The sequence below is a fragment of the Tenacibaculum singaporense genome (genome assembly GCF_003867015.1).
Lineage (GTDB): Bacteria > Bacteroidota > Bacteroidia > Flavobacteriales > Flavobacteriaceae > Polaribacter > Polaribacter singaporensis.
This window is the reverse complement of the sequence record NZ_CP032548.1, coordinates 2,357,377-2,375,221: the sequence shown is the minus strand read 5'-3', so window position 1 is coordinate 2,375,221 and position 17,845 is coordinate 2,357,377. Positions and strand designations below refer to the sequence as shown.

At 32.5% G+C, this 17,845-nt stretch carries 16 protein-coding genes; 3 read left to right on the top strand and 13 right to left on the bottom strand.

The genetic code is table 11. The features are described from left to right. Window positions 1–38: 38 nt before the first annotated feature. From D6T69_RS10550 to D6T69_RS10525, 6 genes are all read right to left on the bottom strand, one after another. Entirely contained in the window at window positions 39–2,267 is a 2,229-nt protein-coding gene (locus D6T69_RS10550) for a M1 family metallopeptidase (protein ID WP_125067700.1), read from the bottom strand. A gap of 71 nt (window positions 2,268–2,338) precedes the next feature. Then, window positions 2,339–2,830 (bottom strand): DUF6702 family protein, encoded by a 492-nt coding sequence (locus D6T69_RS10545; protein WP_125067699.1) that lies wholly within the window; start codon window positions 2,828–2,830, stop codon window positions 2,339–2,341. A 30-nt stretch (window positions 2,831–2,860) separates the two neighbouring features. Then, window positions 2,861–3,658, bottom strand: coding sequence for a carboxypeptidase-like regulatory domain-containing protein (locus tag D6T69_RS10540; protein ID WP_125067698.1), 798 nt, complete (start codon window positions 3,656–3,658; stop codon window positions 2,861–2,863). 89 nt (window positions 3,659–3,747) lie between these two features. Beyond that, window positions 3,748–4,524, bottom strand: coding sequence for a carboxypeptidase-like regulatory domain-containing protein (locus D6T69_RS10535; protein ID WP_125067697.1), 777 nt, complete (start codon window positions 4,522–4,524; stop codon window positions 3,748–3,750). A gap of 4 nt (window positions 4,525–4,528) precedes the next feature. Then, entirely contained in the window at window positions 4,529–5,341 is an 813-nt protein-coding gene (locus D6T69_RS10530) for a carboxypeptidase-like regulatory domain-containing protein (RefSeq protein ID WP_125067696.1), read from the bottom strand. A gap of 4 nt (window positions 5,342–5,345) precedes the next feature. Continuing rightward, window positions 5,346–6,122: a carboxypeptidase-like regulatory domain-containing protein gene (locus D6T69_RS10525; RefSeq protein ID WP_125067695.1), complete on the bottom strand. Its 777-nt coding sequence runs from the start codon at window positions 6,120–6,122 to the stop codon at window positions 5,346–5,348. Window positions 6,123–6,363: 241 nt separating this feature from the next. Here D6T69_RS10525 and pepE point away from each other — a divergent pair, with 241 nt between their 5' ends. After that, a complete protein-coding gene (pepE, locus tag D6T69_RS10520) occupies window positions 6,364–7,077 on the top strand; it encodes a dipeptidase PepE (RefSeq protein WP_125067694.1) in 714 nt (237 codons plus the stop codon). A gap of 62 nt (window positions 7,078–7,139) precedes the next feature. Here the strand turns inward: pepE and folD are convergent, their stop codons facing one another. From folD to D6T69_RS10495, 5 genes are all read right to left on the bottom strand, one after another. Further along, window positions 7,140–8,024: a bifunctional methylenetetrahydrofolate dehydrogenase/methenyltetrahydrofolate cyclohydrolase FolD gene (folD, locus tag D6T69_RS10515; RefSeq protein ID WP_125067693.1), complete on the bottom strand. Its 885-nt coding sequence runs from the start codon at window positions 8,022–8,024 to the stop codon at window positions 7,140–7,142. Between the two features lie 424 nt (window positions 8,025–8,448). Beyond that, window positions 8,449–9,777 (bottom strand): signal recognition particle protein, encoded by a 1,329-nt coding sequence (gene ffh, locus D6T69_RS10510; protein ID WP_125067692.1) that lies wholly within the window; start codon window positions 9,775–9,777, stop codon window positions 8,449–8,451. 171 nt (window positions 9,778–9,948) lie between these two features. Then, entirely contained in the window at window positions 9,949–10,503 is a 555-nt protein-coding gene (locus D6T69_RS10505; RefSeq protein WP_125067691.1) for a DUF1572 family protein, read from the bottom strand. A gap of 111 nt (window positions 10,504–10,614) precedes the next feature. Beyond that, window positions 10,615–11,082, bottom strand: coding sequence for a peptide-methionine (R)-S-oxide reductase MsrB (msrB, locus tag D6T69_RS10500; protein ID WP_125067690.1), 468 nt, complete (start codon window positions 11,080–11,082; stop codon window positions 10,615–10,617). Then, window positions 11,079–11,951, bottom strand: coding sequence for an alpha/beta hydrolase (locus tag D6T69_RS10495; RefSeq protein ID WP_125067689.1), 873 nt, complete (start codon window positions 11,949–11,951; stop codon window positions 11,079–11,081). Before D6T69_RS10495 ends, msrB begins: the two co-directional genes overlap by 4 nt. Window positions 11,952–12,083: 132 nt before the next feature. Between D6T69_RS10495 and D6T69_RS10490 the strand changes: the two genes are divergently transcribed. After that, on the top strand, window positions 12,084–12,893 hold the full coding sequence (locus tag D6T69_RS10490) for a M48 family metallopeptidase (RefSeq protein ID WP_125067688.1): 810 nt from the start codon (window positions 12,084–12,086) through the stop codon (window positions 12,891–12,893). Between the two features lie 67 nt (window positions 12,894–12,960). Continuing rightward, complete coding sequence (locus D6T69_RS10485; protein WP_125067687.1) at window positions 12,961–14,256, top strand: MFS transporter; 1,296 nt, start codon at window positions 12,961–12,963, stop codon at window positions 14,254–14,256. Between the two features lie 87 nt (window positions 14,257–14,343). Here D6T69_RS10485 and D6T69_RS10480 read toward each other — a convergent pair whose 3' ends face one another. Both D6T69_RS10480 and D6T69_RS10475 read right to left on the bottom strand, forming a co-directional pair. Beyond that, complete coding sequence (locus D6T69_RS10480; RefSeq protein ID WP_125067686.1) at window positions 14,344–15,966, bottom strand: RluA family pseudouridine synthase; 1,623 nt, start codon at window positions 15,964–15,966, stop codon at window positions 14,344–14,346. Window positions 15,967–16,010: 44 nt separating this feature from the next. After that, entirely contained in the window at window positions 16,011–17,783 is a 1,773-nt protein-coding gene (locus D6T69_RS10475; protein ID WP_125067685.1) for an AMP-dependent synthetase/ligase, read from the bottom strand. Between the last annotated feature and the right edge of the window lie 62 nt (window positions 17,784–17,845).

Sequence of the window (17,845 nt, the reverse complement as noted above, 5' to 3'; positions counted from 1 at the left end):
GCTGCTTTTTTTATGACTAGGCTTTTGGTAAAACCTTATTAATTTTTAGCTTTATTTTTAAAAGCATCAAATTTGTTTGTTGTTTGTTTAGGCCAGCTGTTATTTGAAGTATCAATATCAGCAGTTTCTAAATCAGGGTCTACAACAATACTTTTTATTTCTTGTGAAGAAGTAAATACTCTGAATACTTTACGTTCATCTTTTTTCCATATTTGAGCAGGGAAAGTTTCACGTTTTTTAGTACCATCAGCATATGTTAATTCTACAATAATAGGCATAACTAAACCACCTGGCTTTTCAAACTCAACCTGATACATATAGTTAGGAATATCTTTTAAGCTGGCTTTTTTATCTGAAGGTAAGCTTTTAATATATGCTTCTACATCAGATTTATCAGCATCTTCTTTATTAGTAGTTAAGTATACTAATTTACCTAATCGAGCAAAGTAAGAAGGGTATTGTTGTTGTAACTTCTTAGTTTCTTCATTTGGTTTGTTAGTTAAATATAAAGGCTTAACCTCTTTAATACCAATGTCGGTATAATCAGTTGTATAGAACCAACCTCTCCAAAACCAATCTAAGTCCATACCAGAAGCATCTTCCATTGTTCTAAAGAAGTCAGCAGGAGTAGGGTGCTTAAACATCCATCTTTTAGAGTATGTTCTAAAAGCATAGTCGAATAATTCAGGACCCATAATTGTTTGACGTAACATATATAAACCAGCAGCTGGCTTAGTATAAGCATTAGGTCCAAAATTATGTACATAATCACCTTGAGACATAATTGGACTTAACCTGTCTTGATCTAAACTCATGTAACGAACAATATCTTTAGGTAAGTTACCAGTGTTAAAATTTGGATCGTAATCTAATTCAGCTAAAATCTCTACAAAAGAGTTTAATCCTTCATCCATCCAAGTCCACTGACGCTCATCAGAGTTTACAATCATAGGGAAGAAGTTATGACCAACCTCGTGAGTAATTACTCCAATCATTCCGTTTTTAACTCTATCAGAATACGTTCCATCAGGATTTGGACGACCGTAGTTAAAACAAATCATAGGATACTCCATTCCTTGACGCTTTGCGTGTACTGATACAGCTTTAGAATATGGATAATCGAAAGTCATTTTAGAATACTCTTCTAAAGTATTAGCAACAACACGAGTTGAGTGCTCTTCCCATAACGGATTTCCTTCTTTTGGGTATAAAGACACAGCCATAACAGTTTTACCGTTAATGTTTACTGCCATAGCATCCCAAATATATTTTCTTGATGAAGCAAAAGCAAAGTCACGTACTTTGTTAGCTTTAAAGTGCCAAGTCTTAGTTTTAGTAGTACCTTGTTTTTCGTTTTCTTCAGCTTCTTTTTGAGTTACAATAAATACAGGGTTTTTATAAGACTTTCTAGCCTTTTCAAAACGTTTGCGTTGTTCTCTACTTAATACCTCTTTTTCGTTTTGTAATTCACCTGTTGCATCTAAAATATGGTCAGCTGGAACTGTGATTTTTACATCGTAATCTCCAAACTCTAAAGCCCATTCACTACGACCCCAGAATTGCATGTTTTGCCACCCTTCAACATTATTATAAACACATAACCTTGGGAAAAACTGAGCAATGGTATAGTTTTTATTTCCATCAGGGAAAGATTCAAAACCAGAGCGACCACCATCTTCAACAGAATTGTTGATTAAGTAGTTCCACTTAATTTTAAATTTAAAGATTTCACCAGGAGCTAAAGGTTTAGGTAAGTTAATACGCATCATAGTGCGATTAATAGTGTGAGGTAAATCTCTACCATCAGCATATTTTACGGCTTCAATGTTAAAACCGAATGCTTTTGGTTTGTCCATGTTTTCACTCACAAACTTATCAGGAGTTTGAAATCCAGTTGCTCCTTTAGATTCAGCTAATGGAGATTTAGAATCTGGAGCTCGCATATTTTGATCTAACTGTAACCATAAATACTCTAAATGGTCTTTAGAGTTATTGTGGTAAGTAATATCTTCATCTCCGTACAATCTATCTGTAGCTTCATCTAAGCGTAAGTTCATAACATAATCAACTTTCTGTTGTGTGTATGCATGACCTGGTGCTCCTGATGCAGTACGTTGATCGTTAGGAGTTGCTAGTACATCTTTTAATTGTCGAAATTTGTTTTGGTCGGTATGACCTTGCTGACGTTCTTTTTTGGGGGCTTCTTGAGCAAATAAAGAAGCTGATACAAAGAGTGCCGAAAATAATAGCGTAGAATATTTTCTCATTATATGCTTATTGGTTTTTGAATAAATAAGCGGAAAGTTAATGAAATCTTATTATTAAAAAAGAAGGTTTATTAAAAATTTAACAAACCTTTATAATTATCACTTGATAAAAACAAACTTTTGCGTTCTTTTTTAACGGTTGCTTTAATTAGGTTTTGTTGATCAGGGAAGTGGTTTACTAAAATATCGTTTTCTATTTTTATTGATTTTGGTAACGAAACATTTTCAATTTCTAAATAAAAGTAAACAATATTACCATCGTATTCTTTACCTATAAATTTATAGGTTTTTTCTTCATTGTTAATAATTACTTTAAAATGAGTTTTTAAGTATTTGTAAAAATGTTCATCAATTGACTTTAACTCATCTTTTGTAGCTATCTTTAGGTTGGTATTATGGTCTTTATTTATGGCAAGCTCAATATCATCCATAAAAACATTCATAATCATTTGTACGCTTTGTGTATCTTCTCTGTATTCAATTTCAGTTAATGCAACATAGTATTTATGCAGGGTAAATGATAGTAAAGGAAGTACAAGTAGAAGGACAAAAAGTTTTTTCATGGTTGATTAAAAATCAATTATTGCGCCAAATTAGTGTTTTTCAATAATTTTAAGGTATTCTGTATGCTCTTTTCTAAAGATTTTAATGACTTTTAACACTTCACGATTTTGGTAGAGTTTTTCTATACCTAACGGATTGCAATATTCTAAAAAGTGATAGTATTTATCTACGGGAATTTTAAGCTCAACAAAAAAGAAATCTTCACCTAACTCATTAAGCAATTTTGCTGGCATGCTTTCTTTAAAAGCTAATTCTTTACGAAGCTTCCATAGTTTTTCTGAATCTTTTACAGGAAACGTATTGGTAGTACCCATACCTTCAAAAGCTTTAGTTGGATCAACTCTAACCACATTAGGCTTTACGTGTTTGCTTATATGGTCGTTTGAATGATAATTAGTGTAGTTAACATTAGAAAAGTCGGTAGCATTACTAGCAATTTCTAAGTTTTTATCTCGTTTTACTTTTTTAAGATCTTTGGCTAACTCACCTGATAGTTCGTTGTTTCTTAGTAAAACCTCATCTAACTCATAATCTTGTTTTTCAAGAGTAGTTCTTTTTCTATAGGTATTAAAATCTTCTTTGGTAAGCTTTTCATAAATGGTTTTATAACCTATACTACTGTATCTAATAGAATCAGTAGGTCTAGCAAAAAGTCTATATTCTCCTTTTTCATTTGAAAATGTAGCTTGATTTGTTGAAAAGTTAACAATATGAGCATTTTCTAACACACCGTTTTCATCATATACAATTCCAAAAAGTGTTTTTCGTTCTTCTTGTGAGAATACTAATTGAGATAAAAACAATAGGGTTATTAGAACTTTTTTCATGGTACTTTATTAGGTTAGATTAGTATACACCTAAAGGTACGAAATATTTTAAGAAAGCGTAACCAAAATAACCAAATAGGGAAGAGGTTTTAATTGTACTTTTCAGGGTTAAGTTTCTTAAATTCTTCTGATTTCTTTTGTAAAAATGTAATCATTGCTACTTCATTATTTAAATAAAGAGTATTGAAGTCATCGGCAGATTCGGCAAAGTAAATGAACCTGTCAATATCCTCTTTTAATATTTTTATTTCATGCTCAATAACTATATGGTAGTTGTTACGTATATTTTCTATTCTTTTTTCTCTGTCTTCAATGGCTTTAAACTTTTTTAGTTTTTTTATTCTACCAGAAATCCAATTTAGTAAAGGGTCAATTGCTATACCTCCATAACTTGAAGTAGCCGTATGTAACCTCCTTTCAGCAGTAGTAAGTATTCTAGAACCTGCAAAAGGTAGGTTTAGTGTTTCAGCATTTATTTCTTCTTCAGACTTTATATGTTTTGTATCCGAGGAAATATGCCCGAGTAAATTATGTTTTTTTATCGCTACTTCATCCAGTTCAATAGGTACTTTTTTTAATTGAATGTAATTTTCTTGCATTCCGAAGTGATTGACATCTACTACAAAGTTTTTAGTTTCATAGCCCACAAACGAAATTTGTAAAGTATCATTTACTTTGGCTAAAATCCTAAACTCACCATTATTATTAGTAAAAGTTCCCTGTTTAGTGTTAAGGTTTATAACATGTGCGTTAGGAACAGTACTTACTTCATCTTGTATGGTAGCATAAAAGAATTTTCTACTTTCTTGTGCTGTAGCTTTTATTATAAAAAACAGACAAATAATTGAAGGGAGTATATTTTTCATGTGTTTAGTTACTAATTACTTTTAAATAGCTCTTACTTTCTTGTTGTAAGATAGCAATCACTTTTAAAAGTTGTTTTTGCTTATATAATTTTTCTATTCCTAACGGATTACAATATTCTAAAAAATGAAGATACTTGTCTTTAGGTATGTTAAGCTCTTTAAAAAAGAAGGATTCTCCAAATTCTGAGAGGAGCATTTTAGGAAAGCTTTCTTTAAACTGTATTGTTTTTCGAGTTCTTTTTAGTTGTTGTGAGTATTTATCAAGACCAGAACTAAAGCCTGTACCTGCGCCAGCAAACTTTGCTGTAGGGTCTGTTATTTTTAACATATTAGGAGCTTTCATTCTATCAATTTCATCAATATCTAAAATTACTTTTTCACTAAAATCAATCATGGAAAAATCTAGAGCGCTTTTAGCTTTTTCCATGCCAATATCTTTAGGAGTTTGTTTAGCATCAATAGCAATAGAACCTATTAAGTTGTGCTTTTTTACTTCCACTTCATCTAATTCAAAAGGAACTTTAATTAGTTTAATTTCGTTTTCTTCCATTCCAAAATGAAGACTCGTAACCTTAATTTTTTTAGTTTTATATCCTACAAAGGAAACTTGTAAGGTATCGTTAGGCTTTGCTAAAATTCTAAATTTACCAAAGTCGGTACTAAATGTACCTTGTTGGGTATTTAGGTTGATAATATGAGCATTGGGTATAGCACCAAGTTCATCATTTAAAGTTCCGTATACGAATTTTCGTTTTTGTTGAGCCGTAGCTCCTACAGTAATAAGAAGTAAAAGTGTGATGGGTAGTTGTTTTATCATGCAATTATTTTTTGGTAACTCTTATATTTTCATTTTCTAGTAGGTAAGGGGAGGTTTTACTATTTTCAATTAAAACAGCTGTAAGTTCTAAAACCTTGTCTTTATTATATAGGTTTATAATTCCTTTAGAAATACAGGCTTGTAAAAACTGATTGATATTTTCTTTCTTTATTTTTAGTTGATATACAAAAAAGCCATCTGTAAAGTGTTTTCTAATTTTTTCAATACTTCTATCTTCAACAGTAATCTTTTTTAATTGCTTTTTTCGTTTGTTTGTTCCGTTAAGAGCATTAATAAGTCCCGTTAAACTAACAGCAACACCCGATTCTATCTTTACTGTTTTTTCATCTTTTGGTTGTATAACATTAGCATAAGGTAGTTTTAAGGTTTTGGCATTCACTATAGGGGTATTGGTAAGAATATTAGTATCAATTTCTAAAATACTTTTTTGTTTTTCTAGCACAACTTCATCTAGCATGTGTGTTTTACTATCAACAAAAATTACAATGTTTTTAGTTTTAATATGCTCTTTGGTAAGGGTAACCTCTTTATACTCTAAATTAAGGTGAGAAATAAGTAAGACATTGTTCTCAGTAGCTAAAATTTCAAAGCGTCCGTTTTCATTAGAAACAGCTCCAATAGCCATTTTTTTATTAATAATATGTACATCTTGCGTGGCAATACTATCTATAAATACAGTACCCGTAATAATTTTTGGTGTGTTTTGTGCGATAGTTACACAAGAAAAACAAATAAAAAGAACAAGTAACAATTTTCTCATATCACAAATAAACCACCAAGCAGTCTTAAAAATGTTTTAAGAACATGGTAAATTTTTGTTAATTTGAAATATAGAAAGCATAATTAAGGGGAGATTTTAAGGAATTAACCCCCAAGTAAACAATCTCGGTGTAAGCACACGAGGCATTTATAAGAAAACAATTTTTGATTTCGAGGCAAGCCTCAGGGTATTATACCCTTTGGCGGTGCCAATAAACTAAACTTAAATAGATAGTAAAAAAATGAAAAAACTACTTATAGCTAGCACATCTACCGTTCATGGTAGTGGATACCTAGAATATATTTTACCAACTTTAACTAACTTTTTTAAAGAAGCCTCTACTATATTATTTATACCCTATGCACGTGCAAGTGGTAAAACCTACGATGAATATACTGAAATAGCTCGTAAGGCTTTTGCAACAATTAACAAAGAGGTAAAAGGGATTCACGAGTTTAATAATCCGAAAGAAGCTGTTCAGCAAGCGGAGGCTATTTTTACAGGAGGAGGTAATACGTTTGAGTTAGTAAACCAACTATATAAAAATGATATTATTCCTGATTTAACAAAAGCGATTGAAAACGGAATCCCGTATTTAGGTACCAGTGCAGGAAGTAATATTTGTGGAGTAACGATGATGAATACGAACGATATGCCTATTGTATATCCACCAAGTTTTAAAACCTTAGGGTTTATTCCGTTTAATATCAACGCACATTATTTAGATCCTAATCCAGATTCTACGCACATGGGTGAAACACGTGAAACACGTATTAAAGAGTACCATATATTTAATGGAACACCTGTGCTAGGGTTACGTGAAGGTAGTTGGCTAGAAGTTAACGGAGACTCAATTGTATTACGAGGAAATTATACCGCACGTTTATTTAAACAAGGAAAGGAAGCTGAAGAGCTAGAAACAAATACAGAGGTTAGCCAGTATTTTTTACAGTAATTAGCTTACAAAGGAAAACTCCAAACTATTGTTTGGAGTTTTTTTGTTATAAAAATTATTTACTAACTGTTTTCTTGTCTACGTTCGCAAGCTAATAAAGTGTTTTTTAGTAACATTGCAATCGTCATAGGACCTACACCACCCGGTACAGGTGTAATGTGCGATGCTTTTTCTGCTACTTCGTTAAAAGCAACATCACCTACTAATCTAAATCCTCTTTTCTTAGAAGGGTCAGCAACACGAGTAATTCCTACATCAATAATTACTACATCGTCTTTTACCATGTCACCTTTTAAAAATTCAGGAATACCAATAGCAGCTATAATAATATCTGCTCTTTTAGTCACCTCTTTTAAGTTTTTGGTTCTACTGTGTGTAAGGGTAACTGTTGCGTTTCCTACTTTTCTTTTTTGAGATAGTAAAATACTCATTGGGCTTCCTACAATATGACTACGACCAATAACTACAACATCTTTACCAGAGGTTTCAATATTGTAACGATCTAACAATTCTAAAATACCGAAAGGAGTTGCAGAAATATACGTAGGTAAGTTTAACGCTAATTTACCAACATTCATAGGATGGAAACCGTCTACATCTTTATCAGGATTTACAGCCATTAATACCTTTTGTTCATCAATATGATCGGGTAGGGGTAATTGTACTATAAAACCATCAATATCATTATCTATATTTAAAATAGCAATTTCGTTTAATAGTTCTTCTTCAGTAGTTTCTTCAGGAAGACGAAGTAAAGTAGATTCAAAACCTACGCGTTCGCATGCCTTTACTTTTGCATTTACATAGGTTAAACTAGCTCCGTCATTACCTACGATAACCGCTGCTAAATGCGGTGTTTTTTTATCGATAGCTTTTAATGCTGCTACTTCTAAAGCAATTTCTTCTTTAATGTCTGCTGATGTCTTTTTACCGTCTAGTAAAATCATAGTCTTGTTAAGTTTTCAGTATACAGTCTTCAGTATACAGTTGTTGTGTTGTAATTGTTGTGTTGTTATATTCCAAATTTATCAGGATTTTTAATCATATAATTGATTAGTTTCCCAACTTCTTTGCTTTTGTTTTTAATAGTAATATTTTAAAGGTTACTTCAGTAGAAGTATTATTTATTAATCATAAATTAAGTTAAAATACTATATGTCAGTTCGAGTATCGACCGGAGGGAGATGTATCGAGAACCAGTTCCAAATGTCTCGATACAATTTATCTTCCTTTTAGTCAGAAAAATCACTCGACATGACATAGAAAGAACTTAATAGTTTTAAAACTCATAAATACAGCTTACTGAATACTGTTTACTTTGGTACTGTAAACTAAATAAAAAAAGACAGGCAGAAGCCTATCTTTTTAATATTATCTCATGCCTTTCATCATTTGCATCATTTTTCTTCCGCCACCACCTTGCATCATCTTCATCATTTTGCTCATTTGGTTGAATTGCTTCATCAACTGGTTAACTTCTTGTACCGAAGTTCCGGAACCTTTGGCAATTCGTTTTTTACGACTCGCATTAATAACAGAAGGAGTACTTCTTTCTTCAGGAGTCATAGAGTGTATAATAGCTTCAATTCCTTTAAAAGCATCGTCGTCAATATCAACATCTTTTAAGGCCTTACCAGCACCAGGAATCATACCCACTAAATCTTTCATGCTACCCATCTTTTTGATCTGATTGATTTGATTTAAGAAATCATCAAAACCAAACTGATTTTTAGCAATCTTCTTTTGTAATTTTCTAGCTTCTTCTTCATCGTATTGTTCTTGGGCACGCTCTACTAACGAAACAACGTCTCCCATTCCTAAAATACGATCAGCCATACGACTAGGATGGAATACATCAATTGCATCCATTTTTTCACCCGTACCTATAAATTTAATAGGCTTGTCTACTACCGATTTAATAGATAAAGCAGCTCCACCACGAGTATCACCATCTAACTTAGTTAATACAACTCCGTCAAAATTTAATACATCGTTAAAGGCTTTGGCAGTATTTACAGCATCTTGCCCTGTCATAGAGTCTACCACAAATAAAGTTTCTTGTGGGCTTACAGCTTTGTGGATGTTAGAAATTTCAGTCATCATTTCTTCGTCAACAGCTAAACGACCCGCGGTATCAATAATCACCACGTTTTTACCGTTTGCTTTTGCATGCTTAATAGCATTTTGAGAAATTTCTACAGGATTTTGATTTCCTTCTTCAGCGTATACTTCAACACCTATTTGCTCTCCAACAACACGTAACTGGTTAATAGCGGCAGGACGATATACATCACATCCTACTAATAAAACTTGTTTAGTTTTCTTAGTTTTAAGATAGTTAGCTAGCTTACCAGAAAAGGTTGTTTTACCCGAACCTTGTAAACCAGACATTAAAATTACAGTAGGTGAACCACCTAAGTTAATACCAACGGTATCACCACCCATTAATTCGGTTAATTCATCCTTAACCAATTTTACCATTAATTGCCCAGGGTTTAACGTTGTTAATACGTCTTGACCTAAGGCTTTTTCTTTTACTGTTTTGGTAAAATTCTTTGCTATTTTAAAGTTAACATCGGCATCTAATAAAGCTCTACGAACTTCTTTTAAAGTTTCTGCAACGTTAACTTCGGTAATTTTTCCGTGTCCTTTCAGCGTATGTAACGCCTTATCTAACTTTTCGCTTAAATTATTAAACATGTATCGGCTTCATTTTTTAGAGGCACAAATTTAGTTATTAGTTGTTAGTTTTTAGCAATTTGTTAGTAGATTTTTTCTGCATTATTGTATAAAAGTGTCCGATTTTTAATAATTAGTAAGAGTAGTAGTCACTTTTTTTAGTTTTTGTATTGGTAACAAGAGGAGTAAATACTATAAATCATCCGTAAAATGTTTGCGGCTTTTCTCTTGACTAAATTTTTCTTGATTGAAGTTTTTAGAAGCATTTTTAGGAATGGATAGCGATACCCATTTTTCGTTTTGTAGCATTTTGCCTAAAAATACAATTTGCCCGATGTGATACGGATAATGACAAATTTGACGGTTAATTGCTTCGGTTACTGTGTGTCCTTGGTTTCTTATATAGATGATTTTTTCCAAATCAGTTTCTTCTAAAGAGTTAATAGTGTTTAAAAAGCAATCCCAACCTTTTTCCCAATAGGCAATCATTTCTTCTTTGGTTGTAAAAGTATTTACAAACTCATCATCTCTATTTCTCCACGATTTTTCTCCATCTTCAGTAAAAAAGTTAGTCCAACGTGATAGCATATTACCAGCAATATGCTTTGCTATCACAGCAATAGAGTTGCTTTCTTGATTGTATTGGTAAAATAGCTCTTCTTGGGTAAGTTGAGTAAAAGTTTTATCACCTAAACTTTTATAATAGGTTATTTGTTTTTTTATACTTTCTAAATAAGAGTTTTGCATGGTATAATTTTTTAGTAAACTACCTCGGGGAAAGCTCACGAGGCAATTATAGGAAAAAAGTTCTCTGTGCCAATAAAAAAGACTGGTTAAAACCAGCCTTAATTTACAATTTTATTTATTAGGGATGAACTCTAAAGCAACTCCATTAATGCAGTGACGTTTACCAGTAGTTTTTTTAGGACCATCGTTAAAAGAGTGTCCTAAATGTCCGCCACAAGTATTACACTTTAATTCTGTTCGAGCATATCCTAGTTTATAATCTGTATCTAGTTCTACATTTCCTTTAATGGCTCTATCAAAAGAAGGCCATCCACTACCTGAATCGTATTTGTTTTCAGATTTATATAATGGGGTTTTACAGGCTGCACATACATAAGTTCCTTCTTTCTTGTTAAAGTTTAAAGGACTTGAGTTTGGACGTTCTGTGCCCGCTTCTCTAAGTACAAAATACTGTTTTGGAGTTAATAACTTTTTCCATTCATTGTTGGTTTTGTCTACCGCGTACTTTTTCTTGTTTTGGGCATTTACAGTAGTGCTAACTGTTATTGCTAAAAGGAATAAAACAACTAATTTTCTCATGGTTCTTTACTTATAAAATCAACAATTTTGGAAGCAACTTTCGGATTACGAAGAATTTTGGTGTGTCCTAAGCCTTCCGTAATTAAAAGTTTTCCATTCTGTAAGTTTTGACGTATTGCTATTGCACAACTTACATCAACATCGCCATCAAATGAATCATGAACAACTAGCGTAGGTATTTTTACATTTTTAGCTTTTACGCTAGAGGAGTGTATATCAATATCTCGTTGCCATTTTTTATCAAACAAGCGTTTCATTTTATGAGCTATAACTGGTTTTACTTGTAAGTTTTTAGTAAAGTTTAAAATAACATCCGATATTTTATCAGCTGCACCAACAGTAACTAGTTTGTTTACAGCAAAATTTTCTGAAAGAGCGTTATACAAACATACTCCACCAAAAGAGTGCCCTATAGCAGCATCAAAAGGTCCAAATTGTTTGTTGAGTTCAGTAATGGTTTCTAAGAACTCTGGCATTTCGGTAGTTTTTCCTGTAGACTTTCCATGCGCAGGTCCGTCAAAAGAAATAACCATGTAGCCTTTTTCCAATAGTTTGTCAGCAATCATATATAATTGAGTACTTCTTCCTGCCCAACCATGTACCCATAATACTTTTTTAGTTGAATAACCATATGATAGTACTTGAATATCTCTTGAAATGGATGGCACATTTATTGTTTTCTTTTGAGCACTCTCTAACATTACTTTTTCTCTCTTAGGAATAGGAAAGTTAACAGGAGTTGTAAAAAGCCTTGTACCAAATTTAGCTGCTTTATTAGTAGATATAAACTGTAAAGCCTTAGCTGAAAGGATGACAGGTTTAGGAATTTTAATACTTGGTAAAGCTGTTTTTGAATGCGTAAAATTCATGAATTAGTTTTTAAGATAAAGATAGAATTTGTAGCTTTAAAGACATAATATATTATCAAGTTTGTGACAAATAAGTTAATTTCGTGTCATAAAAGATACAACCAAGAACATAGAATTTTAAACTATTGAACAATGAAAAAAATTATAGCCCTAACATTTTTAGCTGCTTTTTTAGTAGAGTGTAGCACTGTGCCAATTACGGGAAGAAAAAGATTAAATTTTGTAAACGATGCTCAAATCTTACCTGCAAGTTTTGCGCAATACAAAGGGTTTTTAGAAGAGAATAAATTGTCTACTAACACAAAACAAACAAATCAGATAAGACGTGTAGGAAAAAATATTTCAGCAGCAGTAGATCGTTTTATGCGTGCTAATGGAATGACTGCAGAAGCAAATTCTTATGAATGGGAATTTAATTTAGTAGAAGATAAAACAGTTAACGCTTGGTGTTTGCCTGGTGGAAAAGTTGTGTTTTATACAGGAATTATGCCTATTTGTGCTAATGAAGATGGGGTTGCTGCTGTGATGGGGCATGAGGTAGCTCATGCTTTTGCAAAACACGGACAAGAACGTATGTCTACAGGACAATTACAACAGTTAGGAGGAGTCGCTTTGGCTTTAAGTACTCAGAATAGTAAAAATGCTGAAATGTGGAATATGGCTTACGGTTTAGGAACGCAAGTAGGAGTAATGTTACCATTTAGTAGAGAGCATGAAACCGAAGCAGATAAGTTAGGGTTAGTTTTTATGATTATGGCAGGATATAAAGGAGAAGAAGCTGCTGAAGTATGGGTACGAATGAGTGAACGCTCAGGAGGAGGAGCTCCACCAGAATTTATGAGTACACACCCATCTAATCAAACTCGTATTCAGACTTTAAGAAACTTTTTACCAGAAGCTAAAAAGTTAGCAGCAAAATACAACGTGCCTACGAGTAAATAAGATTGATAAATTATAGTATATTGCAAACCGTTCATGTTACATGAGCGGTTTTTTTATTATAATTTATATGTACAAAATAGGAGATAAGAAGTTAATTAACGGATGGGCATTTTACGATTGGGCCAACTCAGTATATTCATTGGTAATTAGCACAGCTGTTTTTCCGTTGTATTACAGCGGAGTAACAGAAGGTAAAATTGTAAGCTTTTTAGGAATGGACTGGGAGCATCCAGATAGTTTATATAGCTATGCATTGTCTTTTTCGTTTTTAGTAGTAGCTTTTATTTCTCCAATATTATCGGGTATTGCAGATTATACTGGTAGTAAGAAAAAGTTTATGAAGTTTTTCTGTACTCTAGGAGCATTATCGGTAATGAGTTTGTACTTTTTTGATGGAATTGATACTGTATGGATAGGTATTTTATTTACTGTTTTAGCAAGTATAGGCTTTTGGGCAAGTTTGGTGTTTTATAATGCTTATTTACCTGAGGTAGCACATCCAGAACAACAAGATAGAGCTAGTGCTAAAGGTTTTGTATATGGGTATATTGGTTCTGTAATTTTATTACTCATCAATTTGGCGATGATTATGTTTCCTGAAATTTTAGGAATCAGTGCAGGAATGGCGTCTAGAATTTCTTTTGTTATGGTAGGTTTATGGTGGCTTGGATTTGCCCAAGTAACCTTTAAGCGATTGCCAGGAAACGTTTATAACAAAAAACCTGAAAAAGATTATATATGGAAAGGGTACAAAGAGTTACAAATAGTGATAAAAGAAGTATTAAACTATCCAACTTTAAAACGTTTTTTAATTTCTTTCTTTTTGTTAAGTATTAGTGTGCAAACTATTATTTTAATGGCTGCTATTTTTGGTTCTTCGGAATTAGGTTTGTCATCTACGAGTTTAATAATTACCATTTTATTAGTACAAATAGTAGCAATTTTAGGAGCGATTTTATTTTCAAGGTTTTCAGAAAAATGGGGAAATATTACTGCTTTGAAAGTAACTATTGTAGTGTGGATGTTAGTTTGTTTTTGTGCTTTTATGTTAGATAAATCTCAAGAAAATGTAGCAGTTTATTTTTATGGACTAGGTGGTTTATTAGGGCTGGTACAAGGAGCTATTCAAACCTTAACACGCTCTACATACTCTAAGTTGTTACCAGAAACAGAAGATCATGCTACTTATTTTAGTTTTTATGATGTTACTGAAAAAATAGCCATTGTTTTAGGAACTGCTGTATATGGAGCATTAAACGCTATTACAGGCTCTATGCAATGGAGTGTATTGTGTCTAGCAATTTTCTTTTTAGCCTCGTTTATCATTTTAAGCACACTTAAAAAGACAAAATACGTAGTATAAAATTGTGCAATATTAGCTACACAAATAATACTTAAAACTATTTTAAAATAAGTTTAAGGAATTTTTTGGCTATCTATCGCCCTGCGATTAAAAAGGTGCAGGGGAAGTAAAACTTACTTGTTTTTTTGAAGTAGGATGTACAAATGTGATTTTTTCAGCATGTAAATATAACCTATCTGCTTTGTTTCCGTATAAATCATCACCTATAATTGGAGTATTTAACCCTAAATTATGTGCAGCATGTACACGTAACTGGTGTGTACGTCCTGTTATAGGATAAAAGTAAACTTTAGTTTTATTGTCTACAGTTTCTATGGTTTCCCATTGAGTTAGTGCTTTCTTTCCGTGTTCATAACACACAAGCTGTTTAGGGCGGTCGTTTAAATCTACTCTAAGTGGTAACTCAATTTTTCCTTTATCTTCTTTTAAAATACCATCTAATAAAGCCACATAGCGTTTTTGTATAGTTTTATGAACAAATTGTGCTTGTAAAGCTTTATAAGTTTCTTCATTTTTAGCAACTAAGAGAATTCCAGAGGTTGACATGTCTAATCGATGCACAACTAACGGACCTGTTGCTTTTGGATATAGTTTTTGAATACGACTAAACACAGAGTCTTTTATTTCTTTTCCAGCTACCGATAATAACTCATGTGGTTTGTTGATGACTAACAAATCAGAATCCTCATGAATAATTGTAATTTCTTTTTCTTCCTTTAATAGAGCAACTGACGGATTCTCTTCTACAGTCACTCCTTGTAACATATGCGTTAGAATAGGTTTGCATTTACCAGTACAAGCAGGGTAATAATTTTGATGTTTTCTTATGGAAGTTTTTAAAGGTTTTCCCCACCAAAATTCAGCCATACAAATAGGTTTTAATTGATGTTTGTATGCATATTGAAGTAATTTAGGAGCGCAACAATCACCAGCACCAGCAGGAATGTTTTGAGTGGAGTCTGTAAAAATATCTAATAAGTTTTTAGTTTCTCCTTGATAGTTAAGAAACACATACTTTTTAAATATTTCTTGTTGCGCCCAAGCTGAAAGGTTTATACGTTGTTGTTTCAACTCCTCAATTTGATGTTGCTTTACTTGGTACGCTTTTTTTGATGTTGCTATTTTATCGTTTAAATACACTTCGTATTCACGTAAGTAAAACTCTTCATTTATGTTTAGTTGATTGTTTTGTTGCCCTAGCTTTTTTCTAAGTTTTCTTCGTTGTTTAATTTTTGATTGTTCTTCAGCTAAAAGCTTTTCGTGCAGTTGTTGCGTTTTTTGATATGCTTTTTTTGTTTCAATAAAACCAGCGGAACTTTCTAGACTTTCTATTTTATGGGTTAACTCATTAAGTCGTTCTTCTGTTGTAAGGTAGAATTCATTTTTATCTAAAACATCAAAAACAGGCGGAACAAAATGTTTGTGTTGTGTGCTTTCAGCAAGTTTACCAGAGAATGCAGCTAAATAGCCTAAAGTTCCATTTTGATCTTGCACGACTAAGACTCCAAACATTTTTCCTAGTGAGTTATTATCCACAGGGTTTTTAATTCCAAAGTTGTGCGAAAAATCAGTTTGATTTGTTAAATATTCTTGTAATTCTTTAGCAGCTATTTGTGCTAGAGTATGAGGTGAATAATTATAAGGATAATCGAATTTTTTAGGTAATTCAATAGTAGAAACATCCGAAGAAAAAGAAATAATTTTGGTCATAATAAAAAGAAAAAGTGTTGCTCTCACAACACTTTTTTAAACGATTAGTCTCTATAAATTTTATCGTATAAGTCTTTATACATTTCTTTGATAATGTTTCGTTTCATTTTCATGGTAGGGGTGAGTTGTCCTCCATCAATAGACCATTCTTCTTCAGTTAATTCAAACTTTTTAATAGTTTCCCACTTACCAAATTTAGTATTGGCATAGTCTACTTCTTCTTGAATTCGTTCTATTACTTTAGGGTTGTTTACCAAGTCTTTATTGTCTCCTACAGTAACGTTATGTCTTTGTGCCCATTCACGTACAAACTCAAAGTTTGGTTGAATAAATGCAGCAGCCATTTTTTCGCCTTCACCAATCACCATAACTTGCTCAATAAAGCGAGATTGTTTTAATTGACCTTCTAATAATGGTGGAATAATATATTTACCTCCAGACGTTTTAAACATTTCTTTGGTACGTCCGGTTATTTTTAAGAAACCATCTTCACATAATTCACCTTTATCACCTGTATGGAAGTATCCGTTTTGTAAAGCTTCAGCAGTTTTTTCAGGATCTTTATAATATCCTTGCATTATGTTTGGTCCCTTTACTAAAATCTCTCCATTATCAGCTATTTTAACCTCAACACCGTCAATCAGTCTACCAACAGTTCCTAGTTTAAACCCACCATCACGCATATCGTTTACAGCAATTACAGGAGAAGTCTCAGTAAGACCATAACCTTCCATTACAGGCATTCCAGCGGCTGTAAATACTCTAGTTAAACGTGGTTGTAATGCAGCGGAACCAGAAACCATAATTTTTAACTCTCCACCTAAAGCGGCTTGCCATTTTGAGAAAATAAGTTTTCTGGCAATGCTTAGTTTCTTTTCATACCACCATCCATTAGCTCCATAAGGCTCGTATTGTAAACCTAATTCTATCGCCCAAAAGAATAACTTCTTTTTAATTCCTGTTAAATCAGCTCCCTTGGCATAAATCTTATCGTAAATCTTTTCATACAGCCTTGGCACTGCAGTCATGACATGCGGCTTTATTTCTTGAGCATTTTCACTCAATTTATCAATAGCCTCAGCAAAATAGATAGAAATACCACAGTATTGATATAAATACAAAATCATACGTTCAAAGATGTGGCAAACAGGTAAGAAGCTTAGAGCTCTTCCTTGGCCATATTCTAGCGGAACACGTTTTTCACTGCTCAGTACATTTGAAACTACATTTTTATGACTTAACATTACTCCTTTTGGACGTCCTGTTGTTCCAGAGGTGTAAATTAAGGTAGCTAAATCATCAGTTTGAATAGCATTTTTACGCTCTTCAACTTCATTCTGATTGCTTTCATCTTTTCCTAAATCTAAAACTTCTTGCCAGCTTTTTTCTCCTTGGATATCATCAAAAGTAAAAACCTCTTTTAGCTTAGTATTCGCTTTTATTTGATTTAGTTTTTCTAGAATGGTATTATCAGAAACAAAACAATAAGTAGCTTCAGAATGGTTTAAAATATATTCGTAGTCTTCTTTAGAAATAGTTGGATAGATAGGAACGTTTTGAGCTCCTGTTTGTAATATTCCAATATCACAAACATTCCATTCAGTTCTATTATTAGTTGAAATTACAGCAATTTTATCGTTAGGTTGTACTCCTAATCGTAACAAACCTCTACTTATAGCATTAGCTTGTTTAATATATTCACTTGTTGAAATAGACTGCCATTTTCCATCTTTTTTTGTGGTAAATGCTTTATCTAATTTATATTTTTCTTGTTGATAATAAGGAAAGTCAAAAAGACGCGTAATTTCAATCGACATATGTTCAAATTTTTGGGCTTTGCAAAGTATGAAAAATACCTCGATTGCACAAGTTGTAGTTT

Bases quoted from the DNA above. Each gene is read 5' to 3' on its own strand.
- D6T69_RS10530 (WP_125067696.1), bottom strand. From the start codon at position 5,341: ATGATAAAACAACTACCCATCACACTTTTACTTCTTATTACTGTAGGA.
- D6T69_RS10545 (WP_125067699.1), bottom strand. From the start codon at position 2,830: ATGAAAAAACTTTTTGTCCTTCTACTTGTACTTCCTTTACTATCATTT.
- D6T69_RS10485 (WP_125067687.1), top strand. From the start codon at position 12,961: ATGTACAAAATAGGAGATAAGAAGTTAATTAACGGATGGGCATTTTAC.
- pepE (WP_125067694.1), top strand. From the start codon at position 6,364: ATGAAAAAACTACTTATAGCTAGCACATCTACCGTTCATGGTAGTGGA.
- D6T69_RS10525 (WP_125067695.1), bottom strand. From the start codon at position 6,122: ATGAGAAAATTGTTACTTGTTCTTTTTATTTGTTTTTCTTGTGTAACT.
- D6T69_RS10550 (WP_125067700.1), bottom strand. From the start codon at position 2,267: ATGAGAAAATATTCTACGCTATTATTTTCGGCACTCTTTGTATCAGCT.
- folD (WP_125067693.1), bottom strand. From the start codon at position 8,024: ATGATTTTACTAGACGGTAAAAAGACATCAGCAGACATTAAAGAAGAA.
- msrB (WP_125067690.1), bottom strand. From the start codon at position 11,082: ATGAGAAAATTAGTTGTTTTATTCCTTTTAGCAATAACAGTTAGCACT.
- ffh (WP_125067692.1), bottom strand. From the start codon at position 9,777: ATGTTTAATAATTTAAGCGAAAAGTTAGATAAGGCGTTACATACGCTG.
- D6T69_RS10540 (WP_125067698.1), bottom strand. From the start codon at position 3,658: ATGAAAAAAGTTCTAATAACCCTATTGTTTTTATCTCAATTAGTATTC.
- D6T69_RS10480 (WP_125067686.1), bottom strand. From the start codon at position 15,966: ATGACCAAAATTATTTCTTTTTCTTCGGATGTTTCTACTATTGAATTA.
- D6T69_RS10505 (WP_125067691.1), bottom strand. From the start codon at position 10,503: ATGCAAAACTCTTATTTAGAAAGTATAAAAAAACAAATAACCTATTAT.
- D6T69_RS10490 (WP_125067688.1), top strand. From the start codon at position 12,084: ATGAAAAAAATTATAGCCCTAACATTTTTAGCTGCTTTTTTAGTAGAG.
- D6T69_RS10535 (WP_125067697.1), bottom strand. From the start codon at position 4,524: ATGAAAAATATACTCCCTTCAATTATTTGTCTGTTTTTTATAATAAAA.
- D6T69_RS10495 (WP_125067689.1), bottom strand. From the start codon at position 11,951: ATGAATTTTACGCATTCAAAAACAGCTTTACCAAGTATTAAAATTCCT.
- D6T69_RS10475 (WP_125067685.1), bottom strand. From the start codon at position 17,783: ATGTCGATTGAAATTACGCGTCTTTTTGACTTTCCTTATTATCAACAA.